9 protein-coding genes are annotated in these 13,672 nt (G+C 62.7%); 8 read left to right on the top strand and 1 reads right to left on the bottom strand.

Annotated elements, in window-relative coordinates; all coding sequences use genetic code 11:
* The first annotated feature begins 274 nt into the window (after positions 1 to 274).
* The 3 genes from A4R35_RS12245 (at position 275) to A4R35_RS12235 (ending at position 3,892) form a co-directional block, all read left to right on the top strand.
* Positions 275 to 1,720 (top strand): tetratricopeptide repeat protein, encoded by a 1,446-nt coding sequence (locus tag A4R35_RS12245; RefSeq protein WP_112429745.1) that lies wholly within the window; start codon positions 275 to 277, stop codon positions 1,718 to 1,720.
* Positions 1,721 to 2,074: 354 nt separating this feature from the next.
* Positions 2,075 to 3,016, top strand: a complete 942-nt coding sequence (locus tag A4R35_RS12240; RefSeq protein WP_112429743.1) for a hypothetical protein — start codon at positions 2,075 to 2,077, stop codon at positions 3,014 to 3,016.
* Between the two features lie 219 nt (positions 3,017 to 3,235).
* The gene (locus A4R35_RS12235) at positions 3,236 to 3,892 is read left to right on the top strand and encodes a hypothetical protein (protein ID WP_146747201.1); all 657 of its coding nucleotides are present in this window, start codon (positions 3,236 to 3,238) and stop codon (positions 3,890 to 3,892) included.
* Between the two features lie 150 nt (positions 3,893 to 4,042).
* Here the strand turns inward: A4R35_RS12235 and A4R35_RS12230 are convergent, their stop codons facing one another.
* Positions 4,043 to 4,846, bottom strand: coding sequence for an MmyB family transcriptional regulator (locus A4R35_RS12230; RefSeq protein WP_112429739.1), 804 nt, complete (start codon positions 4,844 to 4,846; stop codon positions 4,043 to 4,045).
* Positions 4,847 to 5,048: 202 nt separating this feature from the next.
* On the opposite strand from A4R35_RS12230, the gene A4R35_RS12225 reads away from it, so the two are divergent.
* The 5 genes from A4R35_RS12225 (at position 5,049) to A4R35_RS12205 (ending at position 13,629) form a co-directional block, all read left to right on the top strand.
* Complete coding sequence (locus A4R35_RS12225; protein WP_112429737.1) at positions 5,049 to 6,869, top strand: long-chain-fatty-acid--CoA ligase; 1,821 nt, start codon at positions 5,049 to 5,051, stop codon at positions 6,867 to 6,869.
* 279 nt (positions 6,870 to 7,148) lie between these two features.
* Complete coding sequence (locus A4R35_RS12220; RefSeq protein ID WP_223258309.1) at positions 7,149 to 8,942, top strand: acyl-CoA dehydrogenase family protein; 1,794 nt, start codon at positions 7,149 to 7,151, stop codon at positions 8,940 to 8,942.
* Positions 8,943 to 9,288: 346 nt separating this feature from the next.
* Positions 9,289 to 9,720 carry a MaoC family dehydratase gene (locus A4R35_RS12215; RefSeq protein ID WP_112429733.1) on the top strand — a complete coding sequence of 144 codons (432 nt, stop codon included), beginning with the start codon at positions 9,289 to 9,291 and terminating at the stop codon, positions 9,718 to 9,720.
* 247 nt (positions 9,721 to 9,967) lie between these two features.
* Positions 9,968 to 11,164, top strand: coding sequence for a thiolase family protein (locus A4R35_RS12210; RefSeq protein ID WP_112429731.1), 1,197 nt, complete (start codon positions 9,968 to 9,970; stop codon positions 11,162 to 11,164).
* A 2-nt stretch (positions 11,165 to 11,166) separates the two neighbouring features.
* Entirely contained in the window at positions 11,167 to 13,629 is a 2,463-nt protein-coding gene (locus A4R35_RS12205; RefSeq protein ID WP_112429730.1) for a 3-hydroxyacyl-CoA dehydrogenase/enoyl-CoA hydratase family protein, read from the top strand.
* The last annotated feature ends 43 nt before the right edge of the window (positions 13,630 to 13,672 follow it).

The following is a 13,672-nucleotide window of genomic DNA, read 5'->3' as shown; positions in this document are numbered from 1 at the left end:
TATACTAAGAAGGAAATAACTTCCAGGCAAGCGGCTAGCTATCAGTTGTTGCTCAAGCAACCAATCGTTCACATTACAGCGTAGATTGCTGGAAGCAAAGAAAGGGGAGAGCGTGGTATGTCTTCAACCGGGTGAGGTACCTGTCTGCCAGTGGAGAGGCGCGGTGGTAGCCATTCCGATAGCGAGAGCAGTTCTGGAGTGAATCGGCTGGAAAGCGGGCGAAGGAGGTCGGGTCTGAAGACCTTAGCTCCTTAATCAAAAGAGAGGCTAGAAAATGGCTCTAGAAAATGAGAAAGAAGAGCAGGGGCCGATGACCCCTGGTGAAGAGATTGCCTATTATCAGAAGCAACTAGAGAAGCAGCGTATCGAAGGGGATCGGGATGGTGAGATGGTTAGCCTCTTCCGACTCGGCCTCCTGTTCCAACGCCAGGATTGTCTTGACCAGGCGTGCGACTACTACCAGCAAGCGCTTGTCCGCAGCCGCGAGTATGGCATGCGTCTCAAAGAAGCCAGTGCCCTCTCTAGCCTGGGCACTCTCTACCAGCGGCGGGGTGAGCGAGAGCAGGCGCTTATGGTCTATCGTCAGGCGCTGAACATTCAGCGCGAAGCCGGCTTTCTGCCGGGCGAAGGCACCACCCTGGGGCGCCTTGCGACCCTCTATCAGGAGATGCATCGTGATCAGGAGGCGCTCATCTGCTATCGGGAGGCCCTGGCCATCCATCGTGAAGTCGACAATCGCAGCGGCCAGGGTACCACGCTCAATAACCTGGGCACCTTCTATCAAGAGCATGGCCAAGTTCAGCGTGCCCTGCGCTGTTTTCAGGAGGCGCTCCTCATCCAGCGCGAGATCGATGATCGGCGCGGCAGAGGGGCCACCCTGAGCAAACTGGCCTCGCTCTATTTCTCGCTCGGGCAGATTCAGCATGCCCATGCTCTCTACCAGGAGGCCCTGCTTCTCCTGCGTCGTGAAAACGACAACTCCCTCTTAGCCCTCACGCTGGGGGGTCTGGGCCAGCTCTACCAGACCTGTCTGCAAGCCAAAGAAGCCCTGCGTTGCTATCGAGAGGCTCTCGACCTGGCGCGCCTCAGCCAGGACCGCGAGCGAGAGGCCGTTGTCCTGAGCAACCTGGGGATTTTCTTCGCCTTTTTCCATCAGACGCGCGTGGCCCTGGCCTGCTTCCTGCGCATGCTCGATCTTCTCAGCAGCTGTCAGGTACCGGCTGACCAGCGTCGGGAAGTAGAGGGGGCGATTGGGCTGCTCTGTGAGCATCTGGCCGAAGAAGGCATTCTCATAGAGCCAGAGGAGCTGGCGCCGCGCGCCGCCGAAGTGATCGCCGCGGCCCTGGAGAGACCGCCGACGCAGGCCATGCGCGCCATGAGCAAGGGCGCTCTGGCGCTAGAGATGCTGGCCTTTCTCAGCGAAGCGGTGGTCGATGTCTGTACGATCCACCCCGAGGCGAACCAGGAGGTGCGCCTCATGCTCCAGCGCGCGCACGACATCCTACGTTCCCGGCTGGCCAATGGACTGGCCGGAGCGGGCACGGGCCATCAAGAGCTAGAGTTTTTCGAAGCTCTGCAGGGCCTGCTCGACGGTCAGTCGGTCCATCTGCCCCCGCGGCATCGCTATCAGCCGCTGCTAGAGACCCTCAAGCGCGGAATCAACCTCTACTTTAGCGACCCCGACCGCCGGCAAGAAAAACATGCACCGGGCAGAGGATAGCGATGCAGGCGGCGGACGATGACGGGCACGAGTACTGGTGGAGCCGCTGAATAGCGGGCTGGTCAGAGCTGCGGCAGTTCTGCTTGTCGGGCTGCCTTTGCGTCGCTGGCTTCTCAGCTCAGTAAAAGACCTTGACGCTCAAGCGATCAAAAGGAGATCACCAATGGAATCAGCCCATTAATGAGCAGGGACGGCCACAGGCGCCGGAGCGGCGAAGTGGGCTTGGCAGCGGCATCCTGCGCCTCCGCTCCGCCTGCCGTAAGAGCACCTCTCGGGACAGGTCGGTCAACCCACGGCGCACCGAGAAAACACTTGCTCCAGCGTTGCCTATTCATGCAAACAAGGGGGAAATCCGTGCAAGAGCCACAGCAAAAACCAGAGCAAGCGCAGCCTGGCCAGCCAGAGCTGGCGGGCAGTGGGCAGACACCGGCAGCTGGGCCAGGGGGGCAGCCCTTCCAGCCCGCTGGCTCCGCTGCCAGCCCACTGGGGGCCGACACGCCTCGAGGTAGCCAGGAGATCTGGCGCACGAGCCTCGTCATGGCTGTCATCTTCTTCTTCATCCTGGTCATCGTCAATGCCTGTTCCGTGACGCCGGTGGGTGATGCCGTCGGCCAGGGAACGGCCCAGATGACCAGGGGCCTGGAGCAATCTCCTCTGCTGCAGGGCGTCGTGAGCAGCCTGCTTTTTAGCCTGGTCTTCAGCCTGCCCCAGGACCTGCTGGCCGCCTGCGTCTATTTTGGCGCCGGGCTATTTATGAGTCGTCGCCTCAACAAGATGCGCGTAATCATGCTCACCGCCTGTCTGGCCACTCTCTGGTTTATGGTGCTTGATGCCCTGCTCTCGTTCCTCTTTATTCTCATCGGTATCAGTACTCATGGTGGGTTCACGGCTGGTTTGGAGGCAAGCTACTTTCTCTCCCCCTCTTTTCTCATCTCCTACTTTGACGCTCTCCTCCTGGATCTCTTCCTGATTCTCATCTTCGGACTGGGCGGCTGCGCCCTTGGTGCTCTCGCTGGGCGTCCCAGTCAAGCGCAACCGATGTCCTATCCAATGCCGATGCCCTATCCAATGCCAGCGCCCTGGCCAGCCGGCTGGCCGCCGACGCCAGCGCCAGCACCAGGGCCGGCGCCCTATCCGCCGCAGGGGTCCTATCCGCTGTACCCGCTGCAGGCGCCTCTGCCGCAGGGCTGGCCACCGATGCCAGCATCGGAGGCCAAGCCAGCATCAGAGCAGGCGTCTGCATCAGAGCCGGAATCGGCCCAGGAGCCACCGGCCTCAGCGTCTCCATCATCCTAGGTTCAGCCGGCCCTGGACAGGGCCAGCCTCAGCAAATATACTTGCAATAGATAGATATTTGTCAATACAGCATCGCGGGCAGAGCCGCCCCAAGCTCTGCAGACTCACCCTGGCGCGCGGCTACCCCGCTCAAAGGACGACTGCGCGATGGAGCAAGAGCGCGAGCCCCCATCGGAGCCAGAGCCTCCGATACCGGGGGGCGAAGAGCCAGTCCCTGGCATGCGAACCTTGCCGGGACGAAAGGCGCGGGCGTTAACGATAGCCGGCTATGCTCCAGGGCAGAGCGGCCTCTGGTTGAAGGCCGATCCCGTCCTGCGCGACCTCCTCATCATCCTCATGGTCGTCTGGTATATTGTCCTGCTGCTGCCCGTCAACCAGATCCTGTTTGCCCTCAGCACCCCGCTGGCCGATTTCCTCATGTCTCATCTCCAATGGGGCGACATCTTCTCCTTCCTGGCCGCCTACACCTTCTGGGCCTGCCTCTGGCAAAGCCTGTTTGCCAGCATGTGCTACTTCTCCTGCGGCTGGCCTCCGATCGCACGAGCCGGGCAGCCGTTGCCTCCCCACGGCCTTGGACCGGCCCTGCGCGCCACCTACTGGTACCTGCTGGCCGATGCCATCCTCTTCTTCCCCTTCTTTGTCCTCTACCTTTTTATCTACAGTGGCTTTCAGATCTCGGTAGTCATCTTTGTCTTCTTAACTGGTATCCTGCTGCCTGCGGTCCTCTTCCTCCTCCTGGGCGGCCTCCTCCTCAACGCCCTGCTTGCTCTCACCCTGGGCCTGGGGGCCTACTGGCTGGCGGCGAGGCTGGGAAGCCCGACCGGCAGCGAGCGGAGGCGTAAGCGAAGAAACGAAGCCAGCGGGCCGACTCTGTAGCCCGGGCGGCCCTGGCCCTCACTGCTGGCTCGAGCGAAAGCCTGCGCCTATGGGAGGAAGCTGGTCCGGCGGTGCCCAGGTGCTGCACGTACGCGGCCAGAGAGGAGCGAGCCAGCGGAGCCGCGAGCTGGCCGCGGCTGAGGCTGGCGCTCACCAGCCCTGTTCGCGATAAATCTTCAACGTCTGCTGATCGCCCGGCACATAGCTCACCATCGAGTAGCTGCTCATGCCCGTAAAGACCGTTGTGGCCGTGCGCAAGGTCAGGCGGCCCAGCTCGCTATGCTGCACCTGAAAGACGAAGGACGGGGCTGGCTTCCCGCTGGGGTAGGCTGCCGAGGCGATGCGCTTAAACTCCGGCAACTCGCGCAGGCGGCGCCACAGAGCCTTATATTCAGGCAGATGGGTCATCGTATGCGTATTGTACAGAAAATCGCTCACCAGGCGGTGGGCCAGATCTTCCCAGCCGTGGAAGCGGCGGCGCATTTGAGGATCAAAGACGAACTCCAGCAGATGCAACTTTGGATGCTGCTCAGCCAGGCGGGGATCGATCTCGAAGAGGCGAAGGGAAGCGGCATTCCACGAATGGAGGAACCAGAGGCGATCAAGCGAATGTGCCGGATAGGAGGTACTCTGCACCAATAAACTGGCCAGCTCGCCCAGCTCCAGCAGCGCGCTACTCAAGCGATCCGGCTCCACATGCTGGCCTGTCAGGCGAGTATAGGCATCATAGAAGCGCTGGCACTCCGCGCCCTGCAGCTCCAGAGCGCGAGCGATATTGCGCACCACATGGGGGGACGGATTCGTACGCATGCCCACCTCCAGGTGGTAGATATACGTCCGCGAAAGGCGGCTGGCCTGAGCGAGCTGGCCCTGAGAGAGGCCATGCTGCTGGCGCAGCTCCGTCAAGAGGCGAGCGAACTCTGAACGCTCAACGACCTCAGTGCTCCGACTCATCGCTGAACCATCCTTGTGCGCTTTTATCTGTTAGCTACATCCACATTATGGCGCAAAATTTGTTAGCTGGCAACGTACCCATCATCGGAAGAGCAACATATAATACTAGTAACAAGTGGGGACTGTATGCTCGGAAGGGTGGCCATCGTGGGCTGCCCGGTTGGCGTATCCTGGTGGATACCAGACAATGAGGAGCGAGACCATGTCTGATTCTGCGGTCAGCAAGAATACACAGCCGAACGAACAACCCTCGATGAGCGCAACGGTGCAGGCCGAGGCGGAGCTGTTGGCGAAGCGGCCCTGGATCAAGCATTACGAAGAGGGCGTCCCCGTTCACCTGGAGATCCCCGACCAGCCCCTGACCTGGCTGCTCGACGAGACAGTCCGTCGTCATCCTGAGAAGACCGCCTTCATCTATTACGGAACACGCATCTCCTACGCGCAATTTGCCGCCCTGGCCAACCGCTTTGCTGCTGCCCTGCAGCGGCTTGGCATCAAGAAAGGCGACCGGGTAGCCATTGCCCTGCCCAACATCCCGCAATATCCGATCGCCTTCTACGGTACCCTGCGGCTCGGCGCCATAGCGGTTCCGACCAACCCGCTCTACACCGAGCGCGAGATGCAGCACCAGATGGCCGACTCTGGAGCCCGCATCCTTGTCATGCTTGACATGTTCTATCCGGTCGTGCGCGCCATTCGTGACAAGACCGCGCTGGAGCACATCATCATCACCAGTCCCGCTGACTTCCTGCTGCCCCTGCTGCGCACGCTCTACCCCTTGAGCCAGCGTCGTGAGAGGCACAAGCAGCCACAGCCCCCCTTGACCAAAGACGAGCTGCGTTCCGACCCCAAACTGCTGCTCATGAGCGACCTGCTCAAGCCCAGCAGTGCCGCGGGGATTGAAGTCTTCACCGTACCCGACCCGCCGCGCAGCTCGGACCTGGCCGTTCTGCAATACACAGGGGGGACCACAGGTCTCTCCAAGGGGGCCATGCTCACCCATCGCAACCTGCTGGCCAACGCTTATCAGACGCGCTACTGGACACCGCGCGCCCATGATGCCAGCGAGGCCGGCCTCTGTGTTGCCCCCTTCTTCCACTCCTACGGGTTGACCGTGGGTCTCAACCTCGGCATCCTGGCGGCGGCCAGCATGGTGCTGCTCCCGCAATTCAAGCCCAGGGAAGTCGTGAATGCCATCAAGCGCTACCGTCCGACCATGTTCCCGGGCATTCCGACCATGTACATAGCCATCATGCGCGAAGCCGGCAAAGACAGCCGTGCCTTCCAATCGATCCGCTACTGCATCAGTGGGGCGGCGCCCCTGCCGGCCAAAGTGCGTCACGACTTCGAGAGTCTCTCGGGAGGGCACCTTGTAGAGGGCTATGGCCTCAGTGAAGCCTCGCCCGTCACCCACTGCAACCCGCTCAACGGCGACGTGCGCGAAGGCAGTATTGGTCTTCCCCTGCCCGAAGTCGAGGCCGCCATCATGGACCCCGAGACCGGCAAACTCCTGCCGCCGGGCGAGATCGGCGAGCTGGTTGTCCGCGGGCCGAACATCATGCAGGGCTACTGGAACCGCAAAGAAGAGACCGCGGCCATCTTCCGCGACGGTTGGATGCGCACCGGCGACCTTGGCAAGATGGACGAAGAAGGCTATTTTTACCTGGTCGAGCGCGCCAAAGACATGATCCTCGCCAGCGGCTTCAACGTCTACCCGCGCGAGGTCGAAGAAGTACTTTTCCGTCATCCTGCCATACAAGAAGCGGCAGTAGTTGGCGTGCCCGACGAATACCGCGGTGAGACCGTAGCCGCCTTCATTGTCCTCAAACCGGGCGTCGCCGCCAACGACGCCACCCGGCAAGAGATCGTGGCGTTCTGTCGCAAAGAGCTGACAGCATACAAGGTCCCCAAGATCGTCGAATTTCGCGAGAGCCTGCCCAAGTCTCTCATTGGCAAAGTCTTGCGTCGCGAGCTGCGCGAGCAATGGCTCAAGCAGCGGAGCGCCAGTCAAAAGAGCAACTAACCTGCTGCCAGGCCGGGCCGGGCCTGCCTGGGCCGGCGCAGCCGAGCGGAGAGCGGCCTCGCTGTGGTGGAGCCGTTCGTCCGTTTGCCCGTCCGGCTGGCGGCCCTGGCCCTGGCCCTGTGCTTGAGACAATTGATCCTGAAACCGATTCGATTCACAGCAACACGCAAATGGCTGGAACCCTTGCCTGACCTGGGCGGCGCGGGCGGGCGCTAGAGCAGCGTGCCGTCCGCGAGGCCAGAGCCGGCCTGGTGCCAGCCACTGGAGGTACAACCAAGCATGTCTATGACGATGAAGCCCACAGAGAGCGGAACGGCCTTCCTGCTGACTCCGGTCAGCGAGAGCGCCGACAAAATATTCACTCTGGAGCAGAGTGACGACGAACAGCGCTGGATTGCCGAGTCGGCGGCCACCTTTGTCATGCGCGAGGTTCTGCCCAAGCTAGAGGCTATTGAGCACCAGGAGCCGGGCGTCATGCCCTCACTGGTCAAGAAAGCTGGCGAGCAGGGCCTGCTCATGATCGACATCCCCGAGCAGTATGGTGGGGCTGAGCTGGGTCTGCTCACCAGCGCGATCGTCGCCTCCTCCATCCACGAAGCCTCATTCAGCGTGGCCTTCGGCGCCCATACCACCATCGGCACCCTGCCGATCGTCTTCTATGGCACGGAAGAGCAGAAGCGCAAATACCTGCCGAAGCTGGCCACCGGTGAATGGATCTCGGCCTACGCCCTGACCGAGCCAGGCGTTGGCTCTGATGCCATGAACCTCAGCACGACGGCGCGTCTCTCCGAGGACGGCAAATACTACCTGCTCAACGGCACCAAGCAGTGGATCTCCAACGCCGGCTTTGCCGACCTCATGGTTGTCTTCGCGCGCGTCGATGGTCAGCGGCCCTCGGCCTTCATCGTCGAGACAAGCTGGCCGGGTATCTCCACCGGCGCCGAAGAGCGCAAGATGGGCATCAAAGGCTCCTCGACGCGCCAGGTCTACTTTGAAAACACGCCGGTGCCTGTCGAAAACCTGCTGGGCGAGCTGCACAAAGGCTACAAGATCGCCTTCAATATCCTCAACATCGGGCGTCTCAAGCTCGGCGCCGGCGCCGTCGGTGGCGCACGCACAGCCCTCGACCTGGCTGCCGCCTACACCACCGAGCGCAAAGCCTTCGGCAAATACCTGCACGAATTCGGTATGATTCAAAAGAAGCTGGCGCGCATGGCCGCCGAGACCTACGCTGCCGAAAGCGAGGTCTTCCGCACTGCCGCCAACATCGAGAACGCCCGTCGGGGGGCCGGAGAGAACACCGAGCAGGTCTTCAAGGCCATCGAAGAATTTGCCATCGAGGACTCCATTGCCAAGGTGCACGGCAGCGAAGTCCTGGCCTACGTCGTCGACGAGGGCGTCCAGATCTTCGGCGGCTACGGTTACATGCAGGAGTACCCGATCGAGAAAGCCTATCGCGACGCCCGCATCCAGCGCATCTTTGAGGGCACCAACGAGATCAACCGCCTGGTGGCCGCCGGCACCCTCTTCCGCCGCGTCCTGGGTGGCAAGATCGATCTGATGAACCGCTACCCGGCCATCGAGGCCCGCATCAAGTCGGGCGAGGCCCTGCCGGCCCCGGGCGACGAGGTGCCAGCCGAGCTGCGGGCTGCCGTCCACGCTGTCGAGCGTGCCAAGGATGTGGCTATCTACGCCGGCATGCGCGTCGCCATGCGCTACATGCAGGCCCTCGAGAACGAAGAGGAGTTCATCGAGTACCTGGCCAACCTGCTGATCGACATCTACGCCAGTGATAGCGCCCTGGCGCGCGCCATCCAGGCCATCCGCCGCGGTGACGAGAACAGTGCCCTGCACAGCAAGCTGGCGCAACTGGCGACCTGGCTGGCCCATTCGCGCATCCGCCTCAATCTGGACCAGATGATCATGACCTACTTTGAGCCGGAGACGGTCAGCGAGGAGCTGGCGCGCGTGCGCGCCTACGTCGGCGACTACCTGATCAACGGCGTAGCCCTGCAGCGCGACATCGCCGCCGAGGTTGTGGCCAGGAAAGGCTACCCGCTGCCGCACTTCTAGTCCAGCTCGACGCTGGTCAAAGCCAGCCTGGGGCAAGGCAGCAAGCGGACGGACGGACGGACGGGCAGGCAGGCAGGCAGGCAGACAGACAGACAGACAGATTCTCTCTCCTGCCCCCATAGCTATCCTGTGTGGATAGCGTGACCGAGTGCCAAAGGCCGACGGCGGCTGGTGGACTGCGGGCGAGGGCTGCAAGGCCAGCCAGCTCCTCTTTCCGCCGCCGTCGCCGGCTGGTCACCGCCTCTCCGCTGAGGGATGGCCTTCTCTGGCAGCGCGCTGGCCAGCCTTCCTGCCCTGAGCGGCAGGAAGAGAGAAGGGAGTGCCAGCAGCCAGGAGCAAGGAGTCTATGGAGAACAAGAGTCAGCGACCCTTACAGGTTGGCGATGTCCTGAGCTACGAGCGCACCTTTAGCACGGAGGACATCCGCCTCTTTGCCGAACTTTCGGGCGACAAGGGCCACCATCACATGCAGCCTGACGCTCAGGGCCGGCTGATGGTTCAGGGCCTGCTCACCGCCAGCATCCCCACGAAGCTGGGCGGTGACCTCAACTTTATCGCGCGCAGCATGCAGATGGAATTTCTGCGCCCAGTCTTCGCCGGCGACCGTATTCGCTGCGAGATGACTGTCAGCCGTCTGGAACCCGGAGACGGCTACCTCTCTCTAGAACTGGTCTCTGTCTGCCGCAACCAGCACGGCAAGGAGGTTCTGCGTGGGAGCGCCCAGGGCATCATTCGCCAGGCGCCGGAGCCTGCCAGCCCAGACGCAGATCGCCGCTGAACAGGGCGGACAGCCGGCCCCCTGACTAAAACACTGTCTTGTCTGACTACCAGCGGACGAGGACGGGCCGCCTCGCTCTCTCGCAGACTGTTCGCGGCCCGTGTTCAATGTCTGTCTCTTCAGTACATGTCAGCGACGTATCAAGTACATCTCAGACAATCTTGTGCTGCCAGCGGGCGGTCCAACGAATGCCGCCCGGGCAGATGCCTAGTTGTCACAACAAGCCGATACGAGGAGCAGATCCCCCATGATAGATGCTGTCATTGTCAGTGCCGTACGCACACCGATCGGGCGCGCCAACAAAGGCGCCCTCAAGGACGTTCGCCCCGACGACCTGGCCGCCTTTGCCATTCGTGGCGCCCTTGATCGCGTACCGCAGCTAGATCCTGCGCTGATCGAAGATGTCATCCTTGGCTGTGCCTTTCCCGAAGGCGAGCAGGGCATGAACATGGCGCGCATCGTGGCCCCGCTGGCGGGCCTGCCCGAGACCTGTGGAGGCGTCACCGTCAACCGCTTCTGTGCCTCCAGCCTACAGGCTGTCAACATGGCTGCCCAGAGCATCATGCTGGGCCAGGGCGAGGCCATTGTCGCTGCCGGCGTCGAGAGCATGTCGCGCGTCCCGATGGGGGGCTTCAACCCCAGCTTCAACCCGCGCCTCATCAAGCCTGCCGAAGGCGAGAAATACGACTGGCCCTATCCGCCCACCGAGCAAGAATACGGCTTCTACAGCTACATCCCGATGGGCATGACCGCCGAGAACCTGGCGCGCAAATACAACATCAGCCGCCAGGCCCAGGACGCCTTCGCCCTGCGCAGCCATCAGCGGGCCGTGGCTGCCATTGACAGCGGCTTCTTCAAGCGCGAAATCGTCCCGGTCAAGCTACCCGATGGGCGCGTCATGGAGACCGACGAAGGGCCGCGGCGCGACACCTCGATGGAGAAGCTCGCCGCTCTGGAACCGGCCTTCATCAAGGACGGCACCGTCACCGCTGGTAACTCCAGTCCCCTCAACGATGGAGCCGCTGCCGTCGTCCTCATGTCCGCCGACAAAGCGCGTGAACTCGGCATCCAGCCACTGGCGCGCGTCGTCGCCATGGCCGTCGCCGGTGTGCGGCCCGACATCATGGGCATTGGACCGGTTCCAGCGGTCAAGAAAGTGCTGCAGCGCGCGCGCATGCAGCTCAGCGACATCGACATCATTGAACTCAACGAAGCCTTTGCCGTCCAGAATCTGGCCGTCATCCAGGAACTGGGCATCGACGAAGAGAAGCTCAACCCGCACGGAGGCGCCATTGCCCTGGGCCATCCTTTGGGCTGTAGCGGCGCCCGCATCGTCGCCACGCTCATCAACGACCTGCAGACCGCCGATAAGACCCTGGGTCTGGCCACCCTCTGTGTTGGTGGCGGCCAGGGCGTAGCGACCATCATCGAGAGGTTGTCGTAGTCATGGGGTACCAGATTCGCAAAGCAGCGGTCATCGGGGCCGGCGTCATGGGGGCCGCCATTGCCGCCCATCTTGCCAACGTCGGCATTCCCAGCCTCCTGCTCGATATCGTGCCGCCCGATGCGGGGGCGGACCGCAACCGCGTCGCGCGCACCGGCCTGGAGCGTGCCCTCAAAGCCCGTCCCGCTGCCTTCTACAGCAAAGAGCAGGCCAGACTCATCACCGTTGGCAATATCGAAGACAACCTGCCAGAAGCTGCGCAGGCCGACTGGGTCGTCGAAGCTGTCTTTGAGCGTCTCGACGTCAAGCAGCAGCTCTACGACAGACTGGAGCCGCTGCTGGGGGAGAACACCATTGTCAGCTCCAACACCTCTGGTCTGCCGGCCCACCTGCTGACCGCCGGACGCAGCGAGCGCTTCCGCCGCCACTTCCTCATCACCCACTTCTTCAACCCGGTGCGCTACATGCGCCTGCTGGAGATCGTTCCCGACCAGCAGACCGACCCGGCCCTGGTCAGCTTCATGCAGGACTTCGCCACCGAGGTGCTGGGCAAGGGTGTCGTCCTGGCCAAAGACACGCCCAACTTCATTGCCAACCGCATCGGCGTCTACGGCTTCCTGTCGACCATCCGGCGCGCCCTCGAAGAGGGCTACACCGTCAGCGAGGTCGATGCCATTCTCGGCCCCAGCATGGGCCGTCCCAAATCGGCGGTCTTCCGCACCGCCGACCTCTCCGGCCTCGACACCCTGGTGCACGTCGCCGACAACATCTACGAGAATGCTCCCGACGATCCCGAGCGCGAAGTCTTCCGCGTGCCCGAGGTTGTGCGCGAGCTGGTACGGCGCGGCTGGCTGGGAGAGAAGAGTGGCCAGGGCTTCTACAAGCGCATCAAGAACCCCGGCGGCGAATCCACTATTCTCGAACTCAACCTGCAGACCCTGGAGTATCAGCCGCAACAGAAGCCGCGCTTCGAATCCATAGGGGCTGCTCGCAGCCTCGACGATCCCATCCAGCGCATGCTGACCGTCCTCAATGGCAACGATCGCGCCGCCCAACTGGCGCGCGAGACCCTGGCCGACTCACTGATCTACGCCGCGCGACTGGCGCCGGAGATTGCCGACAGCATCGTCGCCGTTGACCAGGCCATGCGCTGGGGCTTCAACTTCGATCTGGGCAGCTTTGAAGGCTGGGATATTCTCCTGGAGCATCCCGAAACGCTCTATCGCGTCCTGCGCTCCCATCCTTCCTTTAAAGATGTCAGCGAAGAGCAGGCGCCGGCCACGCTCAGCGCGCTCGCTGAAAAGCACGGCGCTCGTCTACCCGAGTTAGTGCGCCGGGTCATCACTCAGGGAGAAGGGCGCTTCTATAGCGGCCCCATTGGGCAGCGGCGCTACTTCGACTTCCACAGCGGCAGCTACCAGCCTGTCCCGCAGTTGCGCGGCAGCCTCTCCCTCAGCGTGGCCAAGGCCCGGAACCAGGTCATCCGTGAGAACGGCTCGGCCTCGCTGATCGACCTGGGCGATGGCGTTGTCTGCGTCGAATTCCACACCAAGATGAACGCCATCGACCAGGACATCATCGAGATGCTGCACTACGCCGTCGAAGAGGGGCAGAAGCAATTCCGGGCCATTGTCATCGCCAACGACGCCCCGGACTTCTCGGCGGGTGCCAACCTCTTCCTGATGCTCGTCGGCGCGCGTAACGGCCAGTGGGAGATGCTGGAGCAGGCCGTCAACTCCTTCCAGCAGGTCAACATGCTCCTCAAGTACAGCCCCATCCCAGTCGTGGTAGCCCCTACCGGGCGCACCCTGGGAGGTGGCTGTGAAATCGTCATGCATAGCAGCCACGTCCGCGCGCATGCCGAGACCTACATTGGCCTCGTCGAAGTCGGGGCCGGTCTCGTGCCGGGCGGTGGTGGCGTCAAGGAACTCCTCCTGCGCCACGGGGCCCGTCTCGAAGACCAGCAGTCGCGTAGCGCCGGAGGACCATTTGCCGCCCCGCGGCGCGTCTTTGAACTGGTGGCGATGGCCACCGTCGCCACCAGCGCTGTCGAAGCACAGGAATACCGGTTCCTGCGTCGGAGCGACAGCATCACCACCAATCGCGATCTCCTGCTGCGCGACGCCAAGGCCGATGCCTTGCGTCTGGCCGAAGCGCGCGAAGCAGGGCGCTGGCAGCCGCCGCAGCCGGCCATGCTCCTGCTGCCCGGGCCGGGCGGGCGCCTGGTCCTGGAGCAGCAGATCGAGAACATGCTGCTCACGGGCAAAATCACCGAGCACGATGCGGTCATCGGGCGCCATCTGGCGCGCATCGTCACCGGCGGCAACACCTCGCCGCTGACGCCGCTGACCGAGCAGCAAGTGCTTGATCTGGAGCGCGAGGCGTTCTTAAGCCTCTGCGGCATGGAGAAGACGCAGGAGCGCATGCAGGCCATCCTTATGACCGGCAAGCCCCTGCGCAACTAAGCTTGCTCCATAGTGAGCGAGCAGTCAACACCATCGCTATCGC

The sequence above is a fragment of the Thermogemmatispora tikiterensis genome (assembly GCF_003268475.1).
Lineage (GTDB): Bacteria > Chloroflexota > Ktedonobacteria > Ktedonobacterales > Ktedonobacteraceae > Thermogemmatispora > Thermogemmatispora tikiterensis.
Note: the sequence above shows the minus strand (reverse complement) of the source record. Positions and strands in the feature narration are given on the sequence as shown.